Source organism: Streptomyces vulcanius (assembly GCF_042653945.1).
Taxonomy (GTDB): Bacteria; Actinomycetota; Actinomycetes; order Streptomycetales; family Streptomycetaceae; genus Streptomyces; species Streptomyces mangrovi.
The window spans coordinates 1-21,186 of sequence record NZ_JBHSFK010000023.1 but is presented as its reverse complement, the minus strand read 5'-3'; the positions used below and the strand labels follow the sequence as shown (position 1 = coordinate 21,186).

Here is a 21,186-nt window from a genome sequence, read left to right as displayed (position 1 = left end):
TACTCAAGGGCGCACGGCGTAATTCACACCTGCCCCGAGAATTCTGGCGTGATGCCACCACGTGTTTCCCGTCACCGTTGACGGGTCTCAGAACCGGGGTTTTACTCATTCCGTTTCCGCGTCAGTTCCGTCGAAATGGAGGCGTTCCATGAAGATGATCGGGGCCCTGAAGAGGAAGATCGCCGGTGAGAAGAGCCTGAAGGCCTACGCCTGGTACATCTGGTTCTAAAGCCGCTGGTGAGCGATTGAACGAAGGGCGTGCGCCCGCAGTGGACGCGGGTGCACGCCTTTCCCCTTCCGACGGTCCCGACTGGAGACGCCATGCCATCGTCGCCTTCTCTGACACAGCGCCGCCGGGTGGAATTCAGCCCGCGGATCGGCGCACTGCTCGACGGACATCTCGGGGATGACGTGTTCCGCCTCGAATCCGACACCGTGGGGGTCGCCTCTGCGGGGCTCATCGAGCACATCATGGCGAGCCGGCCCGCGAACGATTTCGAACGGCCGACGTTCAAACCCCTGCTGGGGCGGTCGATCCCGCGGACCGAGGCGTCGACGGTCATGCGGGCCGTCGGCCAGGACGTCCGTGCCGCGCTCGCCGAGCCCGTCGATCTGTCCGCCGACCTCTCCGGCAACTGGCCCCACGTGGCCCACCGCCATCTCCGCGACACCGTCTTCGGCGGCGACCCGTACCGGCTGAAGGTGCTCGTCGACCGACGCCTGGAATGGACGCCCAAGCTGACCTGGACGGTGGTGGCGGCGGGCGCCGCCCTCCCACCGCGCGCCGGGACACTCGCGCGGGTCTCGAAGCTCGGCGCCCGGCTCGGCGAGGCCTCGACGTACGGTGAGCGACGGCACGCGCTGGGGATGTACCGGAGGGCTGCGGCACCGGTGTGCTTCACCGTGTCGGCGCTGGTCGCGAACGCGCTCTGGCTCGGGGCGCCCTTCGACCCGGACACACCGAACCGGCACATCGTCCACGAGTCGCTACGGCTCCTGCCGGTCTCCTGGAACCTGCTGCGCGTGGCCTCCCCCGAGTTCGCGCTGCTCGACCCACGCATTCGTGCCGAGGACGACGTCCTGATGCTGCCGCTGCTGTCCCATCGCGATCCCGCGCTGTGGGACGAGCCGGACGTGTTCCGCCCCGAGCGGTGGCAGGATCTCGACCCGGACTCGACCCCGGGCTATCTCCCCTTCGGCCACGCCAACGAACGCTGCTGGGGCCGGCACATGGTGCTGCCGCTGGCGGAACGCATGCTGGACATCGCCCGGCACAACGGTCTCGCCCCCGACCCGCGCCAGACGGCCGCCAGGGTGCCGCTGGCCGGCCTGATGAGCGTGGTGGACGTGCGCATGATCCGTACGTGACGTGTTCTCAGAGGTGACGTGTTCCCCGCCGTGACGTGTTCTCAGGCGTGACCTGTGTTCCGTCGTGACCTGTGTTCCGGCGTGACGTGTTCCCCGCCGCGACGTGTGTCCCGGCGCCATGCGTGTTCCGGCGCCATGCGTTCCGCGCACCTGCGCTGTCACGGCGTGCCGGGGGTGTCGCCCTGCCAGTCGAAGCGGCGGGTGTCGGCTGCGCGCCGGACGTAGAGGGCCCGGCCGCCGGGACCGTAGCGGCCGATCTCCGTCGTCAGCGCCACCTCGCCCGGATCGTGGTCGGACCGGTCGGTCACGTCGAGCAGCAGCCCGTCCAGCGGGCCCCCCACCAGTTCGGCGTAGGTGCGGTCCGGGCGCGGGCCCGCGTCCTCGTGGTCGGCACCGTAGACCCTGCCCTGCAGGAACTCCTTCTCGTCCATGACCGGCAGCTTGGCATCCACCACTGACAACGGCCCCCGGAAGCGGAACCGGTCCGGCGACAGACGGACTTCGGCCAAGTCGGCGCGGAAAAGGGGCGCACGGAGGCATCCGCCGAATCCGCCCGCCGACGCCGGGTATCCCGCTCCTGGTCACACATCGAGGTATCCGGGCTGGGGGGCCGACCCTGATGGCAGACAGGCGGGAGCACGCATCGCGGGACGGATCGGCGTGGGCCCGCCGCCGTCGGACCGTGCGCGAGCTGCGCGCGGCGGGCCGTGACGGCCCCCGGCTGCGGGAGGTGCTGCCCGCGCTCGCGCTGCTGGCCCTGCTGGGGTGCGCGGCCGTCGTGGGACTCGTACTCCTCTCCCGCGCCGTCGGCGGCTGGGCCGCGGCCGCGGCCGTCGTGGCACTCGCCGCCGTCTCCGCCGTGGCGCTGCGCCGGTCACGTCCGGGCGCCCGCCGGCGCGGCGGCCACTACACGGCTCAGGAGCTGGCGGACCTCGACATGCCGACGCTGGTGGTGGCGGTGGCCCGCATCCTGCGCAGGGACGGCTGGCGGGTGCTGCCGCCGCCCCGCCACGACACCCTCCACCTCGCCGCCCGCGACGCCCGGGGCCGGCTGCTCGACGTGGCGTTCCGCCCGGTGGCCGAGCCGTTGCCCGACGAGGAGACGGCCTGCTCCTGCCGGGCCAGGACCCGGAGGCACGGCGGGCCGGCCCTGCGCCTCGTCGTGCACCGCGGCACCTTCACCCACCGCGACGAGGCCTGGGCGGCCCGCCAGGGCCACACCTATCTGATCGACGGCCCCCGCCTGCGATTATGGGCCGACGGAACCCCCCTCACCCATCTCGCGGGCCCCGACGTCACGCCTCCCGGCTGACACGCACCGCCGCCCGGACCCCTGCGGGCCCGGGCGGCGGTGTGCTGCGGTGTGGCTACCGGCTGTGTGTCAGGGAGTCAGCTGCCAGCGGGCGATGTAGCCGACATCGATCGACGCACGGTCCTGGACGCGCAGTTTCCAGGTGCCGTTGAGCGGCTGGGCGGAGGCGTTGACCGTGAAGGTCTGGTCGACGTTGTCCGCGGAGCCGCCGCTGCGGTTGAGCAGGGAGTAGACGGTGCCGTTCGGGCCGACGAGGTCGACGGTCAGGTCACCGATGTAGGTGTGGACGATGTTGACGTACACCGAGGTGGTGGCGGAGGCGCTGCCGTCACGGCCCGCGATGGTGACCGGGGACTCCACGGCGGCCCCGTTGTCGGGGATGTCCACGCGGGTGGCGCTGGCGTAGACGTAGGCGATCCGCCAGCTGAAGGTGTCCGAGACGGACGCTCCGGTGCTGTCGGTGACCTTGATCGTGACGTCGCCGGTGCCGAGGGTGGTCGGCGTGCCGGTGATCAGACCGCTCGGGCTGATGCTCAGGCCGGCGGGCAGCCCGGTCGCCTCGTAGGTGAGGCCGGCGCCGGTGTTGGTGGTGTAGGCGTCCACCTGGTAGCTGACCGCCTGGCCGACGCCGCTGATCTGGTCGGCGATCGGGGCGAGGTTGACGCCGAGGGCTATGCGGCCGCCGACGTTGATGCCGGCCCAGGCGTCCGCGACGGCGAGGTAGGTGGGGCTGTACGCGCCGAACAGGTCGGACGCGGCCGAGAGGGTGGCGGTACGGGCACCGGCGTAGTTCGTCGACGAGGTCATGTACGTCGTCAGCGCGCGGTACCAGATCGCGGCGGCGTTCTCGATGCCGATGCCCGTGACGGCCTGGCCGTCGGAGGTCGGGCTGTCGTAGGCGACGCCGTTGACGGTCTTGGCGCCGCTGCCCTCGGAGAGCAGGTAGAAGAAGTGGTTCGCGGGGCCCGAGGAGTAGTGGACGTCGATGCTGCCCAGGGTGGAGCTCCAGGCGTCGCGCGAGGCTCCGTCCTTGGAGGGCTTGTCCATGTAGCGCAGCGGGGTGCCGTTGCCGTTGATGTCGATCTTCTCGCCGACGAAGTAGTCGCCGGGATCGGCCGGAAGGTTCTCGTAGAACTCGACGGCGGCGGCGAAGATGTCCGAGGTGGCCTCGTTGAGGCCGCCGGACTCGCCCGAGTAGGTCAGGTTGGCGGTGGCGGCGGTGACGCCGTGGCTCATCTCGTGGGCGGCCACGTCGAGCGCGGTCAGCGGGTGGGTGTTGCCCGAGCCGTCGCCGTACGTCATGCAGAAGCAGCTGTCCTGCCAGAAGGCGTTGACGTAGCTGCTGCCGTAGTGGGCGCGGCTGTAGGCGGCGACACCGTCGTTGCGGATGCCGTTGCGGCCGTACACGTCCTTGTAGTAGTCCCAGGTGGCCGCGGCGCCGAAGGCCACGTCGACACCGGCGGTCTGGCGGTTGGACGGCAGTCCGGTGCCCCAGACATCGTTGTCGTCCGTGAAGAGGGTTCCGGTGCCCGAGGTGCCCTGGTTCAGGTCGTAGGTCTTGTGTCCGGCGCGCTCGCCGTCGGTGAGCTGGTACGTCGATCCCGACAGGGTCGTGCCGAGCGGGACCGTGCCGCTGTACTGGCCGGTGCCGGTGCCGGTCTCCACCTTCTGCTCGACGAGGATCTGCTTGCCGGTGGTCGCGTCGGTGACGACCTGGAGTTCGCTGGGCGTGCCGTCCTGCTGGACGCCCTCGACGACCGTCTCCCAGGCCAGGACGGGCTTGCCGGTGCCGGCCCAGACGACCAGGCGGGGTGCGTTGCCGGTCTCGGAGCCCTTGGCCTCGGCGTTCTTCGAGGCGGTGACGGCCTTGCCGGCGGCGTCGGCGGCGGAGAGCTTCGGGGTGAGCGACGGCACCGCGAGAGTCGCCCCGCTCGCCTTCGTCACGGTGGTGCTACCGCTCTTGGCGTGCACCACGAGGTCGCCGCCGAGGACGGGCAGCCCGGCGAAGGTGCGCTCGTAGCGGGTGTGCGTGGTGCCGTCGGCGTCCTGGATGACGTCCCGGACGACGAGCTTCTCCTTGGCGCCGAGGCCGATCCGCTGGGCCGTGTCGGTGGCCGAGGACTGGGCGCTCTTGATCATCGCGGTGCGGCGGGCCGGCGTCAGCGACGTCTGGGCGGCGCCCGCGCGGGGCGTGGCGGTGATCTTCGCGGGGCCCGGGTCGACGGGTGCCGCGGTGGCGCCGTTGGGAGCCGCCAGGGCGAGCAGGGTCCCGACGGTGGTCAGGGCGATTGCTGTGGCGCGTCTGCGCCGGAGGAAGGCACGGTGTCGCAGGGGCAACGGGTTCTCCTTCGGTACGACGGTCGGCCCGTGGTGGGGGCCGTGGACGGACGGAGCGGCGGGGTGCGCCGGTCCGGAGCGCTGCACGGCATGCGGGTGGAAGGAGGTGGGGGGTGGTGCTGCGGCTGCGCCGCGTGGTGAAGCTGTGAAGGATCAGTGAACTTCGGCAGAAGAGTGGCACCGCGCGCACAGTCTTGTCATGAGAATGCCAAAACAACGGCTTGAATTGACCATGGCCGTCAGGCAAATTGCCGCTCTCGGCACCGATTTTCGGCCGTGCCCGACGGGGTGCCCGTCCGCCGCTCGGCCGTTCGAGTGGTCCCCCACCGCGCATCGTCGTAGCGTCGGGGCATGCGAGGACACATGACGAGGACAGCGGTGATGTTCTGTGCGGCGCTGGGACTGACCGCGGCGGTCGGAACGGCCTCGGCCGCGCCCGCCGGCTCGCCGCCCGCGGCCCGGCAGCAGGTGCGCACACCCGTCCTCGTCGACTGCCTCTGGCACCCGCAGGTGCGTCCGGCCGACTTCCTGCTCGCCTGCGGCGACGGCAACAGCCGGCTCGTCTCGCTGCACTGGAGCAACTGGGGCACGGACTCGGCGCGGGCCACCGGGATCAACGTCGTCAACGACTGCGACCCGTACTGCGCGGTGGGCACCTTCCACCGGTATCCCGTGGTGGTGAAGCTGGACCGGTCCGAGCCGTGGAAGAAGAACCCCCGGGTCGAGCACTACAGCCGGATCACCCTCACCTACCCGGGCGACCGGCCGGCGCAGTTCGCACCCGTGATGACGTATCCGCTGTGGAACTGACGGGGGTCACTCCATGAGGCCGGCGGCCAGCGTCGCGCCCAGTTCCCAGCAGGCCTGCGTGTCCGGCTTCCCCGGTTCCCCGGTGACCGTGACGGGCTCGGCCGCGCGCCGCCAGCCCAGCCCCGTGGTGACGGTCTCGACCGCGCGCACCGCGCCGGTGACATCGCTGCCGCCGTGCACGTAGTAGCCGAACGGTCGGCCCCGCGTGGCGTCCAGGCACGGGTAATAGACCTGGTCGAAGAAATGCTTCAGGGCGCCCGACATGTAGCCCAGGTTGGCCGGGGTGCCCAGCAGGTACGCGTCGGCCTCCAGGACGTCGGAGGCCGTGGCGGCGAGGGCGGCCCGCCGTACGACCCGGACGCCCTCGATCTCCGGAGCGGTAGCGCCCGCGACCACCGCCTCGAACAGCGCCTGGCAGTTGGGGGACGGGGTGTGGTGGACGATCAGCAAGGTGGGCACGGCACCGAACCCTGCCTGCCGGAACGGGCCCTCCGCAAGCGACACCGCCGGGCCGTGTCACCGCCGATGTGCTCAAGTCTCGTCTGTTCGCGTTCAAAAAGGTGCGGGAACCTTCGCGTTCCGAAGGTTCCCGGGCCAGTCCCGGAGCATCCGCGCACCGAGGCGGACGTGCTCCGTACGTTCGGGAGCACGAGCGGGACCGGAGGAGTCCTGGCCCGCGCAACCGGCAGGAGGAGCCCCATGGCGAACGTCGAAGTCTCACTCAAGGAGATGATGACCGCGATCGAGGGCACGGTGGGTGCCGCCGTCGTCGACTACACCAGCGGGATGGCCCTGGGCACGATGGGCGGCGGCAAGGAGCTCGACCTGGGCGTGGCCGCGGCGGGCAACACCGATGTGATCCGGGCCAAGGTCCGCACCATGGAGCACCTGGGTCTCAAGGGCGAGATCGAGGACATCCTGATCACCCTGGGCAGCCAGTACCACCTCATCCGGCTGGTCAAGGGCCGTCACGGCAGCGGGCTGTTCATCTATCTCGTCCTGGACCGCGGGCGCTCCAACCTGGCCATGGCCCGCCACCAGCTGAAGCGGATCGAGAACGAGCTCGAGGTGTAGCCGGGCGCGGTCCTCGGCTTCGCATGCCCACTACTTGCAGATTTCTTCATGTCGCCACATCCGGAGCTGGGCATATCGGGAGCTGAGCACATCCAGATCGGCGCATGACAGGGGTGTGCGGAGCGCCGAGCGACCAGGATCGTGCCCCAGGACCCCATCGAACGCGGCAGGAGCGAGCGATTGACCATGCAGGTCCCCCTCTACCAGGCCAAGGCCGAGTTCTTCCGCATGCTCGGGCACCCGGTGCGCATCAGGGTCCTCGAGCTGCTGCAGGGCGGCCCCGTCGCCGTGCGGGACCTGCTCACCGAGATAGAGATCGAGCCGTCGAGCCTGTCCCAGCAGCTGGCCGTGCTGCGCCGGTCCGGGATCGTGGTGCAGATCCGGGAGGGCTCGACGGTCAGTTACGCGCTGGCCGGCGGCGATGTCGCCGAGCTGCTGCGGGCGGCCCGCCGTATCCTCACCGAACTGCTCGCGGGGCAGAACGAGCTGCTGGCCGAGCTGCGGCAGGCCGACCCGCCGCCGGTGGCGGTTCCGCAGGGCGGGCCGGTACCGCGCTGACGGGACCGTACGGCCGCTTTCAGGTTTGCTTCAGGTTTGTCGTGAACGTTGATCCGTATGCACGGAAGCCACGGACACCGACCACGCACCCCCGAAGCCGAGCGCAGCCGCCTCTGGTTCATGAACAAGGCGCTGCTCGCCGGCGGCGTCGCCGCGATGGCGACCATGACCGGCTGCTCCTCCGACTCCTCCGGCTCCTCCGGCTCGGCGAACGCCGCCGGGTCCTACGGTGGCCCGCCCTCGGGCATGCCCTCCGGGGGACCCGGCGGCGGGGCCGGGGGCATGGGACCCGGCGCGAGCGAGGTCAAGTACGCCGACTTCGTCGGGGTCACCACCGACGGCAAGGTCGCCGACGGCCTGTACTCCATCCACGCGGTGCATTCGACGGATGTGTCGACCGACAAGGTCGTCAAGGCCGCGCAGGCCTTCCTCGACGGGCTGACCTCGAAGGAGCGCAAGGCCTCCGTCTTCGAGGTCGACGACGACGAGTGGCTGAAGTGGAGCAACGTCGACGGCTACGAGCGCCAGGGTGCCCGCATGGGCGACCTGACGGAGAAGCAGCGGAACCTCGGCTACGCCCTGCTCGGCGCCGCCCTGTCCGCCGACGGGCTCACCCAGACCCGCAACATCATGAAGCTCAACGCCTTCCTGGGCGACTACAGCGGCGGCGGCCGGGACACCCTCACCGAGGGCGCCTACTTCTTCACCTTCATGGGCACCCCGTCCACCACCGACCCGTGGGGCTTCCAGTACGAGGGCCACCACGTGGCCATCAACTACTTCGTCCTCGGCGACCAGGTGGTCATGACGCCCACCTTCATGGGCTCCGAGCCGACCTCCGCCACCTACGACGGCGAGAAGATCGCCCTCTTCGGGAAGGAGACCCAGGCGGGCCTGACCCTGCTGCGGTCGCTCACCGACGCCCAGCGGGGGCAGGTCATCTCCTCCGAGACCAAGGCCGGTGACAACCTCAGGGCCGGCGCCGGGCAGGACAACCTGAAGCTCGCCCACCAGGGCCTGATCGCCTCCGGGTTCACCGACACCCAGAAGGACAACCTGCTCGACCTGGTGCGGGTGTACGTCGGCAACATGGCCGACGGTCACGCCGAGGTGAGGATGCGGGAGGTCGAGGACCACCTCGCCGAGACCTACTTCTACTGGATCGGCGAGACTGAGGACTCCTCCGCCTTCTACTACCGCGTGCACAGCCCCGTCGTGCTCATCGAGTACGACGCCCAGTCCCCGCTCGCCTACGGCAACAAGGACAGCAACGGGGGCGGCGGCATGGGCGGCCCGGGCGGCACCCCCACCCAGCAGCACATCCACACCATCGTCCGCACCCCCAACGGCGCCGACTACGGAGCGGACCTGCTGAAGCTGCACCTGGAGAACGACCACTGATCGGTACCGTTCGCGTTCGTGACGGACGGCGGGGCGAACGGGGGTACGGGTCTCGAACGAAACAGACCGAAACGCCAGGCCGCGCCACCCCTTCCGCCAGGTAGAAATATCTACCAGCATGCAGGGGCCCTGGTGTCTGTGTGACGGAGCCGGACGATGACTGATGTGAGCTGGGAACGCGGCGTGGAGTGGCTCTCCGCCGCGGCGAAGGACCCTCGGGTCTGCAAACGGGACTGGGACCGGGGCGAGGGGATCGCCCTGCTGGCGGCGGGCCGGTACTGGGACGTGCTGAGCGTCCCGGACCGGCTGGGGCTGCTCGCCCTGGACCTGCTGTGGCAGCCGGGGCTGCCCGTGCCGGGGCCGACGCTGGTGGACACCGCGGCGCACCGGGTGGGCTTCTTCCTGCCGCCGGACCCGGACAGCCGCTGGGTCGGCGCGGGGCTGCGGTACGCGGGCCGGGGATCCTGGGTCGCGGTGCCGCCGCCGTACCGGCCCTCCCGGTTCCTGGAGTGGCTCGTGCCGCCGGCCGGCACCGGGGCGCTGCACGCGCCCGTGACACTGGAGCTGGCGCTGCGTCAGGCCAACGGCACACTGGCGCTGCTGACCCCGCCGGGCGCCGGAGAAGCCGAGTAGCGAGCCCCCATCGGCGAGCCCCGAGTGCGAGCCGCTCAACTCACTCACCGCCGAGGGAATTTCCGACACTCGGCACAGAAGTGAACAGAAGCCTGGCGCTTTCGGAGCGAAGTCTTACTCAACCGCGCGGGATCGGTCGATGACGGTGTGTACTGTGCTGCACGTGCCCGGTACCTACGTCCCGGGCCCTCTCCTGCCCTGCTCACCCCGAGCACCCCGGAACGACGCCCGACCCTTCTGGAACCGAATCGATGATGGAATTACCGGACTTGGTGGCCGGCGGCCTGACGGCCGGCACACTGTCCGCGCTCGCCCTCGGCGGCGGGCTGCTGCGCTCGCGACGGCAACAGACCCGGCAGCGCGCGGAGATCACCGCCCTACGCACCCAACTCGACGGAACCCTGCGGGCGTTCAAGGCGGAGGTCGAGCATCTGGCCGCGCAGCGCGTGCCCGCGGCGGCCCGGCAGGTCGCCCATCCGCATCTCGATGTGCCGGGCACACTCCAGCCGCTGACCGTGGGCACCCCCTTCGGCATCGCGCTGGAGAACGTGCTGCTGGCCATGCAGGCCGAGGTGGCCGCCCAGCGCGCCCAGGTCGACGCCGCGGCGCAGGCCGGGATGCGGGGTGCGACCCGGGAGATCCAGGCGGCCCTGTACCGGCTCCAGGACGCCCTGCGCGGGCTGCAACAGCGCTACGACGACCCGGAGCTGGCGCAGACCCTGTTCCGGCTCGACCACGAGAACGAGCAGTCGCTGCGGCGCGCCCAGGTCGCCGCGGTGGTCTGCGGGGCCTGGGTCGGGCTCGCCCGCGAGGAGTCCCACGTGGTGGACGCGGTGACCGGCGGGCAGGCCCGGCTCGCGGGCTACCAGCGGGTCAAGGTCCAGAACCACCTGGAGCCCGGCACCGCGTTGGTCTCGCACGCCGTCGAGCCCGTCGCCATCATCGTCGCCGAGCTGCTCGACAACGCGCTGCGGCACTCCTCCCCGGACACGGACGTCGTGGTCGGTCTCGAGCACGTCCACCACGGAGTGTGCGTGACCATCGACGACGCGGGTCTCGGCATGACGCGCGACGAACGCGACCGCGCCCAGCGGCTGGTGGCCGGCGACGAACCTATCCTGCTGACCGAGCTGGGTGATCCGCCGCGCATGGGGCTGGCCGCGGTCGGCCGGCTGACCCGCCAGTTCGACCTGACCGTCGATCTGACCTCGGCCTCCCCGTACGGCGGGGTGCGCGCGGTGCTGCGGGTCGAAAGCCATCTCCTCAGCAGCATCGACCCCGAGCAGCGGCCCCCGGCGGCCAGCGCGCCGCGCACCACCCGCAAGGCCGCGCCGGCACGGTCCGCCACTGCACACGCGTACGGGACCGAGAGCCCGGTCGCGGAGCCTTCCGGGCATCAGGGCCCGGCCGACGCCGACGGCCTGCCGCAGCGCCGCCGCCGCGGCCGAGGCCGGGCCGCCGCAGCCGGGGAAGAGGCGCCCACGCGCCCCGCACCCCGTCCGGAGGAGGCCGCGGCGGCGCTCGGGGCGCTGCAGTCCGGAACCGCAGCCGCGCGGGCCGGGACGGCCGACGCCGCCGACGCCGATGCCGACGCCGACGCCGACATTGTCAAGAACGACCACTCAGAAGGGGGAGCGGCCAGATGACCAGCCGCGACACGGGCGACACCGCATGGGTGCTGGAGCCGATCCTGCAGGTGCCGCACGTGATGGCCGCCGTCATGCTGACCCGGGACGGGCTGGTGACGGGGTACACCGACGCTCTGTCGCAGCCGTCGGCCGAGCGGGTCGCCGCCATCACCAGCACGGTGCAGGGCGCGTGCCGGACGGCGGCGGCGGCGTTCGCCGACCGGGAGCGGGCCGAGGTACGGCAGATCGTCATCGAGTCCGACCTCGGGTACGTGCTGATCGTGCCCACGGACCACGGCACCTGCGTCGCCGCCTACGGCGACGCAGAGGTACGGCTGGACCTGCTGGCGCACCGGGTGCACTCCCAGGTGGCGCGGCTGGGCGAAAAGGCCATGGCCGCCGCGCCCCGAGGAGCCGACGACACCGCGTCGGCGTGACCGGGCGCCCGGCCGGCCGCCCCCTGGTCCCCGCCTATCTGTCGACCGGCGGGGTGACCCGGGCCTGCGGCCCGCACATGGAGCGGCTGACGGTGCTCGCCCTCAGCGGCGACGACCGGCCCGAAGAGCTGCCCGCCGCCGAACTCGCCCTGCTGGAGGCCCTGGAACGGGGTTCCCTCGCGGTGGTGGAGGCTGCGGCGCTGCTGCGGCTGCCGGTGTCCGCGGTGCGGGTCCTCGCGGCCGACCTCGTCGACCGCAGCCTGGTGCTCGCCCGGCCACCGATCCCGCCCGCCCAACGGTTCGACCCCGACCTGCTGAAGAGAGTGGCCGATGGCCTCCGCGCCCTCAAGCACGACTAGCCGCCCCGCGCACGACGGCATCCATCTCCCCGACACCGCCCGCGACCTCGTCAAGATCCTGGTCGCGGGCCCGTTCGGGGTGGGCAAGACGACCCTGATCGACTCGGTGTCGGAGATCCGGCCGCTGCACACCGAGGAGCATCTGAGCGAGGCGTCGGCGGGGGTGGACGACCTGGCCGGGGTGCGGGACAAGTCGACGACGACCGTCGCGGTCGACTTCGGCCGGCTCAGCCTGCCCGGCGGGGTGGTGCTGTACCTGTTCGGCACGCCGGGACAGGCGCGGTTCCGGGCGCTGTGGGAGGACATCGCCTACGGGGCGCTCGGCGCGCTCGTCCTGGTGGACAGCCGGCGCCTCGACGCGTCGTTCGACGTGCTGGGCCTGGTGGAGGAGAGCGGGCTGCCGTACGCGGTGGCCTTCAACGACTTCCCGGACGCGCCCCGGCACCACGGCGAGGACCGGTTGCGCAGGGCCCTGGACCTGGAGCCGGGCACGCCGATGGTGACCTGCGACGCGCGGGACGCGAACTCCTCGATCGACGCGCTTCTCGCGCTGGTCGACCATCTGATCACCCGTGACCCGGTGGAGGCCCGGTGACCACCTTTCCCGCCGACCACAAGGACTTCTTCCGCACGGCGCCCGTGCGGCTGTGGGAGGACGGCTTCGCCGTCGACCCGGGGAGCTACTACGGCGCCCTGCGCGCCCAGGGCCCCATCGGCTGGGCCGAGTTGGCACCGGGCGTGCCCGCGTACCTGATCACGGACCGGCGGGCGGCGCTGGACGTCCTGCAGGACGACGAGACGTTCTCGCACGACCCGCGGGCGTGGGAGCGGACCGTGCCGGAGGACTCGCCGGTGCTCGGCATGATGCGCTGGCGGCCCAACGCGCTGTTCGCCGACGGAGCGGCGCACGTCCGCTACCGCGCCACCCTCATCGATGTGTTCGACCTGGTGGAACCGCACGACCTGCGGGAGCGGGTGCACCGGGCGGTGCGGCTGCTGGTGGGCCGGATCGGGCCGAAGGGCGAGGCCGACCTGGTCGGGGACTTCGCCGAGCCGCTGATGGCGCTGGTGCTCAACGACCTGTTCGGGCTCCCGCAGAGCCAGGGCGACCGGCTCAACTGGTGCGTCGGCAAGATGATCGACGGCGGCGCGGAGGCGGGCGAGGGCGAGGCGGAGTACGCCCAGTACGTGCTGGACCTCATCGCGGCCAAGACCGAGCGGCGCGGCGACGACCTGCCGAGCCGGCTGCTCGACCATCCGGCCGGGCTGACCCCGGAGGAGGTCACCTGGCAGGTGTTCCTCACCCTCGGCGCCGGCTACGGGCCGACCGCGAACCTGCTGTCCAACACGCTGTCGAGGATCCTGGGCAACCCGGACTACTACTCCACCCTCACCAGCGGCGCCCGCCCGGTCATGGACGCGGTCGTGGAGGTGCTGCACCACGAGACGCCGCTGTCGAACTACGGCATCTACTACGTGCGCAGGCCCGTCGCCTTCCACGGGGTGTGGCTGCGGGAGGCGGTGCCGGTGGTGGTGTCGTACGGGGCGCTCGGGCTCTTCGCCGAGCGGGAGATCGTCTCCGGCCGGCATCCGAACGACGCCTCGCATCTGTCCTGGGGCGCCGGTGCGCACTCCTGCCCGGTGAAGCAGCACACGCTGCTGATCGTCACCGAGGCCATCGAGCGGCTCACCCAGTGGCTGCCCGACCTCGATCCCGTTCTGCCCCGCGAGCGGCTCGCCTGGCGGCCGGGCCCGTTCAACCGCTCGCTCACCGCGCTGCCCGTCCGTTTCAGCCCCCGGGCCGCCGACCCCTCAGGAGACCCGTCATGACCGTCACCGACCGCATCGCCCTCGACCCGTTCGGCAGCGACGTGCACGCCGAGAGCGCCCGGCTGCGCGCGCTCGGCCCGATCGTGCCCGTGGAGCTGCCTGGCGGGATCCCGGCCTGGGCGCCCACCGGGTACGACACGCTGCGCGAGCTGATCCTCGACCCGCAGGTCAGCAAGGACCCGCGCACACACTGGCGGCTGTGGCCGGAGCTCGGTGAACACCCGTCCTGGGGCTGGGTGCTCGGCTGGATCGGTGTGGTGAACATGCTCTCGGCGTACGGCGCCGACCACACGCGGCTGCGCAGGCTGGTCGCGCCGAGCTTCACGCACCGGCGTACCGAGGCGCTGCGCGCCCGGGTGGAGGCGATCACCGCGGAGCTGCTGGACGCACTGGACGCGGGCGGGGACGCCGTCGACCTGAAGGAGACGTTCGCCCACCCGCTGCCGATGCGGATCGTCTGCGAGCTGTTCGGCGTCCCGGAGGAGCAGCGGGAGGCCCATGTGCGGCTGGTCGCGGCGATCATGGACACCACCGATCCGACCCCGGAGCACGCGGCCCGGGTGCAGGAGCAGATCGGCTCGGTGCTGGGCGGGCTCATCGCGTACAAGGCGGAGCATCCCGGCGACGACATGACGACCGAGCTGATCCGGGTGCGCGACGAGGAGGGCGACCGGCTCAGCGACGAGGAGCTGCTGTACACGCTGCTGCTGGTGATCGGGGCCGGGTTCGAGACGACGGTGAACCTGATCGGGAACGCGGTGGTGGCGCTGCTGCGCGCGCCGGAGCAGCTGGCGGCGGTGCGGCGCGGGGAGATCGGCTGGGACGCGGTCGTGGACGAGACGCTGCGGGTGCACCCGTCGATCGCCACTCTGCCGCTGCGGTTCGCGGTGAGCGATCTGAAGGTGGGCGACGTGACGATCCCGGCCGGGGACGCCATCATCACGACGTACGCGGCGGCCAACGCGGACCCGGAGCGGTTCGGCGCGGACGCGGACGTCTTCGACGCGGCGCGGGCCTCGGACGACCATCTCGCGTTCGGGATCGGTGTGCACCGGTGCATCGGGGCTCCGCTGGCCCGGATGGAGGCGCTGACGGCGCTTCCGGCGCTGTTCGACCGGTTCCCGGACCTGCGACTCGACCCGGCGGCCGGGGAGCTGCGGCAGGTGCCCTCGTTCATCGCCTTCGGCTGGCAGGAGATCCCGGTCCTGCTGCGCGGCTGAGGGCCGCCGCCTCCACAGGAGGGCGACCGGTACCCCCGTGCCGGTCGCACCCCCGCGGTTCCTCGAAGTTACGTCCCTGGTCACCGGGTTGTGAATCGTGCCGGTGCCCGTTCGCGGGGGCCGGGGACTCACCTGTGCACAGGTGAGTCCCAATCGCCCGTTTCCTGCGCCTTCCCGGGGCGCTCGGGCAGGTCGGGGTGGTCGAGTTCGCCGGTCGCGAGGTGGGCGAGGACGACCTCGTAGAGGTCGCTGCCGCCGGCGAGGAGCTGGTGTTCGAGGACGGGTTCGGCGCTGCGGACGTGCTCGCGCACGGTCTGGGCGTGCACGCCGAGCAGCTGGGCGGCCCGTTCGGCGTTGCCGCCGGCGGCGATCCAGGTGCGCAGGGTGCGCCGCAGGTCGCGGGCGTCGGCGTCGAGGCGGACAAGGAGGTCCCGGGCCCAAGCGCCCAGGGCGGGTCCGGTGAGCAGGTCGGAAAGGCGCGCGGGGGCCGTCGTACGGCCGGTGGGGTCCTCGGCGATGCCGACCTGGGTGTTGAGGGCGAGGTGGACGGTGGCCCGGACGGTGAGGTCGGAGAAGTCGGTGCCGAGCAGGTTCTCGACGCGTTCCATGCGGGCGCGCACGGTGTTGCGGCTGACGCCGAGCACCTTCGCCGCGTTCACCGCCGTGAACTCCAGGCCGAGCCGGGTGGTGGCGAGGAGTTCGGCGCGGGTGTGGTGCGGGAGGGTGTCGAGCGGGCGCAGCAGCCGGGTCGTCCAGGCGCGCAGCGCCTCGGGGTCCATCAGGAGTTCGGGGTGGGTGCGTTCGGCGTAGACGGCCGTCATGTCGGGGCGGAACCGGGCGACGGCGAGGGCGCTGACGGCCTGTCCGTAGGCGGTGGCGGTGCGGGCGAGGCTCTGGCGGGTGCTGCCGCCGAGGAACGCGTCGGGCCTGCGGTCGCACAGGGCGCGCAGCGCGGCGGCGGCGCCGTCGCCGGGGACGACCACGATGACATGGCCGTCCATGGCGGGGCAGCGGACGACGAGGGCCTGGTCGTGGGTGGCGGCCACGCAGTCCTCGGCGAGCCGGTCGCGGTCCTCGGGGCTGCTCTCGACGACGTAGACGCAGGCGGTGTCGGTGTCGAGCAGGCCGGGCCACAGTCCGGCGGCGACCCGGCGGGCGGCGACGGTGTCCTCGACCATGAGGAGCTGGAGGATGGCGAGCCGCAGGTCGGCGGTGGCGCGGGCGAGGCGGTCCCCGGTGGCGGCGGTGCGCTGGGCGCGCAGCAGCAGTTCGAGGACGGTCGCGGTGCGGGTGACGACGTCGGCGGCGCGCCGGTCGAAGGGGGCGGTGCGGGACACGGCGAGCAGCGCGGCCGTGCCGGGCCCGGGGAGTTCGACCCGGATCAGGCGCAGGAAGCGGCCCTCGCCCTCCCAGGCGGCGGAGGCGAGCCGGCCGCCCAGGATGTCGGCGGCCAGCTGCTCGTCGAGGGCCATGGGCACTCCGGCGAGCGCGGTGCCGGTCCCGTCGCGCAGGGCCACGGCGGCGTCGAGGGTGCCGGCCAGCCAGTCGACGATCCTGCGGATGTCGGACCCGGTGGGGCGCAGCAGGTCGAGGAGTTCCTGCGCCCAGGTCGGATCGAAGCCGTCCGGTTCGTCGGGGTGACGGTTCCGGTCGTCCTGCCCGGCCATGTCGGCGCTCTCCTCGTATCTCGCGGCCCGTCGGGGCCGAACCGTTGAATTCCGGTCAGGACGTTACCCCATGCACCTGTCGTACCATATGTCCCGTGGCCCAGCTGCGCGCAGCCCAGAAGGAGATGACCCGTCGGCTGCTGCTGTCGACGGCGCTGGAGCTGTTCGGCGAGCGCGGTTACGCGGGGACGACGGTCGACGACATCGCCAGGGCCGCGGGCACCACCCGGGTGACGTTCTACGCCTACTTCGCCTCGCGCACGGCGCTGATGAAGGAGCTGTGCGGCGAGTTCGAGGAGCTCTCGGCCGGGGACTCCGCCCGGCTCGTCGCCGTCGTACGCGACGGCGGAAGGGACGGGATCGCGGACTGGCTGCGGGCCTCGGCGGACCGGTGGCCGCGGACCCGGCCGTACGTCCTGGCCGCACACGAGGCGGCGGCGGTGGACCCGGAGGTGCGCGAGCTGGTCGAGGGGTGGTTCGACGAGGTGGTCGCCGGCATCGAGGCGGGCCTCGACCAGGCGGGCCGCTTCGAGCCGACGTCCCGGCGGATGCGCGGCTTCCTGGCGCTCGCCCAGCTCGACCGGCTGTCGCGGTACTGGATGCGGCACGGCAGACCGGCCGACCCGGCGGCGGCGCTCGGGCTGCTCGCCGACAGCTGGGCGCATCTGCTGGGCGGCAACGGCTGACCGCACCGGGCCGTACGGACGGACCATGGGCCCGGCGCACGGCATAAGCTCGGTCAATGGCCAAGTACTACGACGTGCACCCCGACAACCCGCAGCCGCGCACCATCGCGCAGATCGCCCAGGCCGTCCGGGCGGACGACGCGCTCATCGCGTACCCCACCGACTCCTGCTACGCGCTGGGCTGCCGGCTCGGCAGCAAGGAAGGCATCGACCGGATCCGGACCATCCGCAAGCTGGACGACCGGCACCACTTCACCCTGGTGTGCCAGGACTTCGCGCAGCTCGGCCAGTTCGTGCATGTGGACAACGACGTGTTCCGCGCGATCAAGGCGTCGACGCCCGGCAGCTACACCTTCATCCTCCCGGCGACGAAGGAGGTGCCGCGCATGCTCCAGCACGCGAAGAAGAAGACGGTGGGCGTGCGCATCCCCGACCACGTCGTCACCCACGCGCTGCTCACCGAGCTCGGGGAACCCCTGCTGTCCAGCACCCTGCTGCTGCCCGGCGAGGAGGAGCCCATGACGCAGGGCTGGGAGATCAAGGACCAGCTCGACCATGTGCTGGACGCGGTGCTGGACTCCGGGGACTGCGGCACCGAGCCGACGACGGTGATCGACTTCTCCGAGGGCGAGGCGGTGATCGTGCGGCGCGGGGCGGGCGACACCTCGCGGTTCGAGTAGGTCCCCCGGGGGCGGGGCCCTCGATGGCGGTTCGGTGGTGCGTGCAACGATGAGTCATGACCTCTGTAGAAGGAACCGCCGTCGACATCCCCACCGAGGACGGCGTCGCCGACGCCTATCTGGTCCATCCCGGGGACGGGGCGCCCCGGCCGGGTGTGCTGCTGTACCAGGACGCCTTCGGACTGCGCCCGCATCTGAAGGCGATGGCCGACCGGCTCGCCGGGGCCGGTTACACGGTGCTGGCGCCGAACGTGTTCTACCGCCACGGGCGCGCCCCGGTGGTGGAGCTGCCCGAGTTCATCGACCCCGCCGCCCGCCCGGAGATATTCGGCAGCGTGTGGCCGATCATGCAGTCCCTGACGAACGACCTGGCGATGAAGGACGCGGCGGTCTATCTGCGCTGGCTGGCGGAGAGTCCCCTGGTGGCGGAAGGCCCGGCGGCGATCACCGGGTACTGCATGGGAGCCCGGCTCGCGCTGCTGACCGCGGGGACGCACCCGGAGCAGGTCGCGGCGGCGGCCTGTTTCCACGGCGCGAAGCTCGCGGCCGAGGGACCGGACAGCCCGCACCTGCTGGCCGACCGGGTCACCGCCGAGCTGTACTTCGGCCACGCCGACAACGATCCCTCCATGCCGCCGGAGCAGATCCGGCTGCTGGCGGACACCCTCACGGCGGCCGGGGTACGCCACACGGACGAGGTCTACGAGGGCGCCGAGCACGGATACACCCAGGCGGACACCTCCGCGTACGACGAGAAGGCCTCGGAGCGGCACTGGGCGGCGCTGCTCGACCTGCTCGAGCGCACCTTCGCCTAGGACAGGTCCTGGACGACGGAGACGACGGCGTCCCGCACCCGAGGGGAACCCGGGTGCGGGACGCCGGTCGGGCGGTGCCGGTCAGCCGGTCGTCACGGCGGTGTCGTCGACGACGAAGCTGGTCTGGAGCGAGGAGTCCTCGACGCCGGTGAACTTCAGGGCGACGGTGCTGCCCGCGTAGGACCCGAGGCTGAAGGACTTCTGGACGTACCCGGAGGCCGCGTTGAGGTTGGAGTACGTGGCCAGGGTGGTGGACCCGGCGGTGACCGTCAGCTTGTCGTACTGGGTGCTGGTGGTGGTCTCGGCCGTGTCGATGTGGATGTAGAAGGTGAACGTGGTGTTGGTGCAGCCGCTCGGGATCGTCACCGACTGCGACAGCGTGTCGGTGTGGGTCGATCCGTAGCCGTCGAGCCACGCCTTGTAGGAGCCGGTGCGGGCCGCCTGGCTGCTGGAGTTGGTGATCACACCGCTCGAAGCCGTCCAGGTGGTGTTGCCCGACTCGAAGCCGTTGTTGCCCAGCAGCTGCGTCGAGGTGCAGGAACCGCCGCCGGTGGAACTGACCGTCCAGGTGAACGACGCGGTGCCGGTGGCGCCGGTGGAGTCGGTCACCGTGACGGTGGTGCTGTAGGAGCCGGCGGTGGTCGGCGTGCCGGAGATCAGACCGGTGGAGCTGATCGACAGGCCGGTGGGCAGTCCGCTGGCGGCGTACGTCAGGGTGCCGCTGTTGGTGCTGCTGGCCGAGACCTGCAGGCTCACCGCGGTGCCGACGGTGGTGGACTGGCTGCCCGGGTTGGTGACTGTCACGCCGGTCGACGGGACCGTGATGTGGCTGCCGACGTTGATGCCGGCGAACGCGTTGCCGACGCCCGCGTACTGGGTGGAGCTGGAGCCGTACAGGGCGGCCGCCGCGTTGAGGGCGGCGGTACGGGCGCCCGCGTAGTTGGTGCTGGACGTCATGTACGTCGTCAGCGCCTTGTACCAGATCTGCAGGGCAGCGGCCCGGCCGATGCCCGCGACGGCGACGCCGTCGGAGGTCGGGCTGTTGTAGGTGACGCCGTTGATGGTCTTGCTGCCACTGCCCTCGGAGAGCAGGTAGAACATGTGGTTCGCCGGACCCGAGGAGTAGTGCACGTCCAGGTTGCCGACGCCGGAGTACCAACTGTCGGCCGAGCCGCCGTCCTTGTCCGGCTCGTCCATGTAACGCAGCGGCGTGCCGTCGCCGTTGATGTCGATCTTCTCGCCGATGAGGTAGTCACCGACGTCGGAGGAGTTGGCGGCGTAGAACTCCACGCCCGTGCCGAAGATGTCGGAGGTGGCCTCGTTCAGGCCGCCCGACTCTCCGCTGTAGTCGAGCCCCGCCGTGTTGGAGGTGACGCCGTGGCTCATCTCGTGGCCCGCGACGTCGAGCGAGGTCAGCGCGTGGGTGCTGCCCGAGCCGTCGCCGTAGGTCATGCAGAAGCAGTCGTCGTCCCAGAAGGCGTTGACGTACGCCGAGCTGTAGTGGACGCGTGAGTAGGCGGCGACGCCGTCGTTCTTGATGCCGCTGCGCCCGAAGGTGTTCTTGTAGAAGTCCCAGGTCGTCTGGGCGCCGAAGTGTGCGTCGACGCCGGCGGTCTGGGTGTTCGACCCGGAGCCGGTGCCCCAGGTGTCGTCCGAGTCGGTCATCAGCGTGCCGGTGCCGGACGTGCCGTTGTTCAGGCTGTACGTCTTGTGGGTGCCGCGCGTGGTGTCGTTCAGCTGGTACGTCGACCCGGACAGCGTGGTCCCGATGGTGACGGTGCCGCTGTACTGGCTGTTGCCGGTGCCGGTCTCGACGCCCTCGAACTGGGAGAGCTTCGCGCCGGTGGCGGCGTCGGTGATGACGTGCAGCTTGCTCGGCGTGCCGTCGTCCTGCAGACCGGTGACGATGGTCTCCCAGGCGAGCCTGGGGGTGCCTTCGCCGGCCCAGATCACCTTGCGGGCGGTGCCGACGGCCGGGTCCTTGGCGTCGAGCGCCTTGGCCGCCTTCAGTGCCTTGGTCGCGGCCGAGGCCTTGCTGTACGTGGCGGTCACGGACTTGACCGAGATCGTACGGCGGTTGTTGTTGAAGGTCGTGCTCACGGTGCCGGCGGCCAGCGAGGCCGGGGACGTGTGCACGACGAGGTCGCCGCCGAGGACGGGCAGCCCGGCGTAGGTGCGCTCGTAGCGCGTGTGCACGGTGCCGTCGTTGTCCTTCACGACGTCCTTGACGACCAGCTTCTCCTGGGCGCCCAGGCCCAGGGAGTCGGCCGTCTGCGTCGTCTTCGCCTCGGCGCTCTTGATCAGCGTCGTCCGCTGGGCGGGCGTGAGGTCGGCGGACAGTCCGCCGGTGCGCAGGGGGGTGGGGTGGGGG

The 21,186-nt window shown here is 71.6% G+C and carries 22 protein-coding genes; 17 read left to right on the top strand and 5 right to left on the bottom strand.

The annotated features are described in order from the left end of the window. Positions 1 to 148: 148 nt before the first annotated feature. Positions 149 to 229 carry a tryptorubin family RiPP precursor gene (locus ACFPIH_RS31070; protein ID WP_381176126.1) on the top strand — a complete coding sequence of 27 codons (81 nt, stop codon included), beginning with the start codon at positions 149 to 151 and terminating at the stop codon, positions 227 to 229. 92 nt (positions 230 to 321) lie between these two features. Next, positions 322 to 1,368 carry a cytochrome P450 gene (locus ACFPIH_RS31065; protein ID WP_381175734.1) on the top strand — a complete coding sequence of 349 codons (1,047 nt, stop codon included), beginning with the start codon at positions 322 to 324 and terminating at the stop codon, positions 1,366 to 1,368. Between the two features lie 158 nt (positions 1,369 to 1,526). Here the strand turns inward: ACFPIH_RS31065 and ACFPIH_RS31060 are convergent, their stop codons facing one another. Next, positions 1,527 to 1,799: a hypothetical protein gene (locus tag ACFPIH_RS31060; RefSeq protein ID WP_381175731.1), complete on the bottom strand. Its 273-nt coding sequence runs from the start codon at positions 1,797 to 1,799 to the stop codon at positions 1,527 to 1,529. Positions 1,800 to 1,987: 188 nt separating this feature from the next. Here ACFPIH_RS31060 and ACFPIH_RS31055 point away from each other — a divergent pair, with 188 nt between their 5' ends. Then, on the top strand, positions 1,988 to 2,680 hold the full coding sequence (locus ACFPIH_RS31055) for a hypothetical protein (protein ID WP_381175729.1): 693 nt from the start codon (positions 1,988 to 1,990) through the stop codon (positions 2,678 to 2,680). Positions 2,681 to 2,749: 69 nt separating this feature from the next. Here the strand turns inward: ACFPIH_RS31055 and ACFPIH_RS31050 are convergent, their stop codons facing one another. Continuing rightward, positions 2,750 to 5,017: a M4 family metallopeptidase gene (locus tag ACFPIH_RS31050; protein WP_381175726.1), complete on the bottom strand. Its 2,268-nt coding sequence runs from the start codon at positions 5,015 to 5,017 to the stop codon at positions 2,750 to 2,752. A 363-nt stretch (positions 5,018 to 5,380) separates the two neighbouring features. Here ACFPIH_RS31050 and ACFPIH_RS31045 point away from each other — a divergent pair, with 363 nt between their 5' ends. Next, positions 5,381 to 5,827, top strand: a complete 447-nt coding sequence (locus ACFPIH_RS31045) for a hypothetical protein (protein WP_381175723.1) — start codon at positions 5,381 to 5,383, stop codon at positions 5,825 to 5,827. 6 nt (positions 5,828 to 5,833) lie between these two features. Here ACFPIH_RS31045 and ACFPIH_RS31040 read toward each other — a convergent pair whose 3' ends face one another. Next, positions 5,834 to 6,286 carry a flavodoxin family protein gene (locus ACFPIH_RS31040; RefSeq protein WP_381175720.1) on the bottom strand — a complete coding sequence of 151 codons (453 nt, stop codon included), beginning with the start codon at positions 6,284 to 6,286 and terminating at the stop codon, positions 5,834 to 5,836. Positions 6,287 to 6,526: 240 nt separating this feature from the next. Between ACFPIH_RS31040 and ACFPIH_RS31035 the strand changes: the two genes are divergently transcribed. The 10 genes from ACFPIH_RS31035 to ACFPIH_RS30990 all read left to right on the top strand — a co-directional run bounded on the left by ACFPIH_RS31035 (position 6,527) and on the right by ACFPIH_RS30990 (position 14,967). Continuing rightward, positions 6,527 to 6,901 (top strand): hypothetical protein, encoded by a 375-nt coding sequence (locus tag ACFPIH_RS31035; protein ID WP_381175717.1) that lies wholly within the window; start codon positions 6,527 to 6,529, stop codon positions 6,899 to 6,901. A 186-nt stretch (positions 6,902 to 7,087) separates the two neighbouring features. Beyond that, on the top strand, positions 7,088 to 7,459 hold the full coding sequence (locus tag ACFPIH_RS31030) for an ArsR/SmtB family transcription factor (protein WP_381176123.1): 372 nt from the start codon (positions 7,088 to 7,090) through the stop codon (positions 7,457 to 7,459). A 57-nt stretch (positions 7,460 to 7,516) separates the two neighbouring features. Further along, the gene (locus ACFPIH_RS31025) at positions 7,517 to 8,860 is read left to right on the top strand and encodes a DUF3500 domain-containing protein (protein WP_381175714.1); all 1,344 of its coding nucleotides are present in this window, start codon (positions 7,517 to 7,519) and stop codon (positions 8,858 to 8,860) included. Between the two features lie 156 nt (positions 8,861 to 9,016). Beyond that, complete coding sequence (locus tag ACFPIH_RS31020; protein ID WP_381175710.1) at positions 9,017 to 9,493, top strand: hypothetical protein; 477 nt, start codon at positions 9,017 to 9,019, stop codon at positions 9,491 to 9,493. A gap of 251 nt (positions 9,494 to 9,744) precedes the next feature. Next, positions 9,745 to 11,139: an ATP-binding protein gene (locus ACFPIH_RS31015; protein ID WP_381175707.1), complete on the top strand. Its 1,395-nt coding sequence runs from the start codon at positions 9,745 to 9,747 to the stop codon at positions 11,137 to 11,139. Next, a complete protein-coding gene (locus ACFPIH_RS31010; protein ID WP_381175704.1) occupies positions 11,136 to 11,558 on the top strand; it encodes a roadblock/LC7 domain-containing protein in 423 nt (140 codons plus the stop codon). Before ACFPIH_RS31015 ends, ACFPIH_RS31010 begins: the two co-directional genes overlap by 4 nt. Continuing rightward, on the top strand, positions 11,555 to 11,917 hold the full coding sequence (locus ACFPIH_RS31005; protein WP_381175701.1) for a DUF742 domain-containing protein: 363 nt from the start codon (positions 11,555 to 11,557) through the stop codon (positions 11,915 to 11,917). Before ACFPIH_RS31010 ends, ACFPIH_RS31005 begins: the two co-directional genes overlap by 4 nt. Beyond that, positions 11,889 to 12,512: a GTP-binding protein gene (locus ACFPIH_RS31000; protein WP_381175698.1), complete on the top strand. Its 624-nt coding sequence runs from the start codon at positions 11,889 to 11,891 to the stop codon at positions 12,510 to 12,512. The genes ACFPIH_RS31005 and ACFPIH_RS31000 overlap by 29 nt, the downstream gene beginning before the upstream one ends. Continuing rightward, positions 12,509 to 13,747 (top strand): cytochrome P450 family protein, encoded by a 1,239-nt coding sequence (locus tag ACFPIH_RS30995; RefSeq protein WP_381175695.1) that lies wholly within the window; start codon positions 12,509 to 12,511, stop codon positions 13,745 to 13,747. The genes ACFPIH_RS31000 and ACFPIH_RS30995 overlap by 4 nt, the downstream gene beginning before the upstream one ends. Further along, positions 13,744 to 14,967 (top strand): cytochrome P450 family protein, encoded by a 1,224-nt coding sequence (locus tag ACFPIH_RS30990; RefSeq protein ID WP_381175692.1) that lies wholly within the window; start codon positions 13,744 to 13,746, stop codon positions 14,965 to 14,967. Before ACFPIH_RS30995 ends, ACFPIH_RS30990 begins: the two co-directional genes overlap by 4 nt. Positions 14,968 to 15,095: 128 nt before the next feature. On the opposite strand, the gene ACFPIH_RS30985 is transcribed toward ACFPIH_RS30990, so the two are convergent. Then, positions 15,096 to 16,634, bottom strand: a complete 1,539-nt coding sequence (locus ACFPIH_RS30985) for a helix-turn-helix domain-containing protein (protein WP_381175689.1) — start codon at positions 16,632 to 16,634, stop codon at positions 15,096 to 15,098. A 95-nt stretch (positions 16,635 to 16,729) separates the two neighbouring features. Here ACFPIH_RS30985 and ACFPIH_RS30980 point away from each other — a divergent pair, with 95 nt between their 5' ends. Genes ACFPIH_RS30980 through ACFPIH_RS30970 form a run of 3 tightly spaced genes read left to right on the top strand, consistent with a single transcriptional unit; the run spans position 16,730 to position 18,815 of the window. Beyond that, positions 16,730 to 17,320: a TetR/AcrR family transcriptional regulator gene (locus ACFPIH_RS30980; RefSeq protein WP_381175686.1), complete on the top strand. Its 591-nt coding sequence runs from the start codon at positions 16,730 to 16,732 to the stop codon at positions 17,318 to 17,320. A gap of 56 nt (positions 17,321 to 17,376) precedes the next feature. Then, complete coding sequence (locus ACFPIH_RS30975) at positions 17,377 to 18,000, top strand: L-threonylcarbamoyladenylate synthase (protein WP_381175683.1); 624 nt, start codon at positions 17,377 to 17,379, stop codon at positions 17,998 to 18,000. A gap of 56 nt (positions 18,001 to 18,056) precedes the next feature. Beyond that, the gene (locus tag ACFPIH_RS30970; RefSeq protein ID WP_381175680.1) at positions 18,057 to 18,815 is read left to right on the top strand and encodes a dienelactone hydrolase family protein; all 759 of its coding nucleotides are present in this window, start codon (positions 18,057 to 18,059) and stop codon (positions 18,813 to 18,815) included. 81 nt (positions 18,816 to 18,896) lie between these two features. Here ACFPIH_RS30970 and ACFPIH_RS30965 read toward each other — a convergent pair. Then, a partial coding sequence (locus tag ACFPIH_RS30965; protein WP_385877872.1) for a M4 family metallopeptidase occupies positions 18,897 to 21,186 on the bottom strand: 2,290 nt, incomplete at its 5' end.

Bases quoted from the DNA above. Each gene is read 5' to 3' on its own strand.
- ACFPIH_RS31070 (WP_381176126.1), top strand. From the start codon at position 149: ATGAAGATGATCGGGGCCCTGAAGAGGAAGATCGCCGGTGAGAAGAGC.
- ACFPIH_RS31065 (WP_381175734.1), top strand. From the start codon at position 322: ATGCCATCGTCGCCTTCTCTGACACAGCGCCGCCGGGTGGAATTCAGC.
- ACFPIH_RS31060 (WP_381175731.1), bottom strand. From the start codon at position 1,799: ATGGACGAGAAGGAGTTCCTGCAGGGCAGGGTCTACGGTGCCGACCAC.
- ACFPIH_RS31055 (WP_381175729.1), top strand. From the start codon at position 1,988: ATGGCAGACAGGCGGGAGCACGCATCGCGGGACGGATCGGCGTGGGCC.
- ACFPIH_RS31045 (WP_381175723.1), top strand. From the start codon at position 5,381: ATGACGAGGACAGCGGTGATGTTCTGTGCGGCGCTGGGACTGACCGCG.
- ACFPIH_RS31035 (WP_381175717.1), top strand. From the start codon at position 6,527: ATGGCGAACGTCGAAGTCTCACTCAAGGAGATGATGACCGCGATCGAG.
- ACFPIH_RS31030 (WP_381176123.1), top strand. From the start codon at position 7,088: ATGCAGGTCCCCCTCTACCAGGCCAAGGCCGAGTTCTTCCGCATGCTC.
- ACFPIH_RS31025 (WP_381175714.1), top strand. From the start codon at position 7,517: ATGCACGGAAGCCACGGACACCGACCACGCACCCCCGAAGCCGAGCGC.
- ACFPIH_RS31020 (WP_381175710.1), top strand. From the start codon at position 9,017: ATGACTGATGTGAGCTGGGAACGCGGCGTGGAGTGGCTCTCCGCCGCG.
- ACFPIH_RS31015 (WP_381175707.1), top strand. From the start codon at position 9,745: ATGATGGAATTACCGGACTTGGTGGCCGGCGGCCTGACGGCCGGCACA.
- ACFPIH_RS31010 (WP_381175704.1), top strand. From the start codon at position 11,136: ATGACCAGCCGCGACACGGGCGACACCGCATGGGTGCTGGAGCCGATC.
- ACFPIH_RS31000 (WP_381175698.1), top strand. From the start codon at position 11,889: ATGGCCTCCGCGCCCTCAAGCACGACTAGCCGCCCCGCGCACGACGGC.
- ACFPIH_RS30990 (WP_381175692.1), top strand. From the start codon at position 13,744: ATGACCGTCACCGACCGCATCGCCCTCGACCCGTTCGGCAGCGACGTG.
- ACFPIH_RS30985 (WP_381175689.1), bottom strand. From the start codon at position 16,634: ATGGCCGGGCAGGACGACCGGAACCGTCACCCCGACGAACCGGACGGC.
- ACFPIH_RS30975 (WP_381175683.1), top strand. From the start codon at position 17,377: ATGGCCAAGTACTACGACGTGCACCCCGACAACCCGCAGCCGCGCACC.
- ACFPIH_RS30970 (WP_381175680.1), top strand. From the start codon at position 18,057: ATGACCTCTGTAGAAGGAACCGCCGTCGACATCCCCACCGAGGACGGC.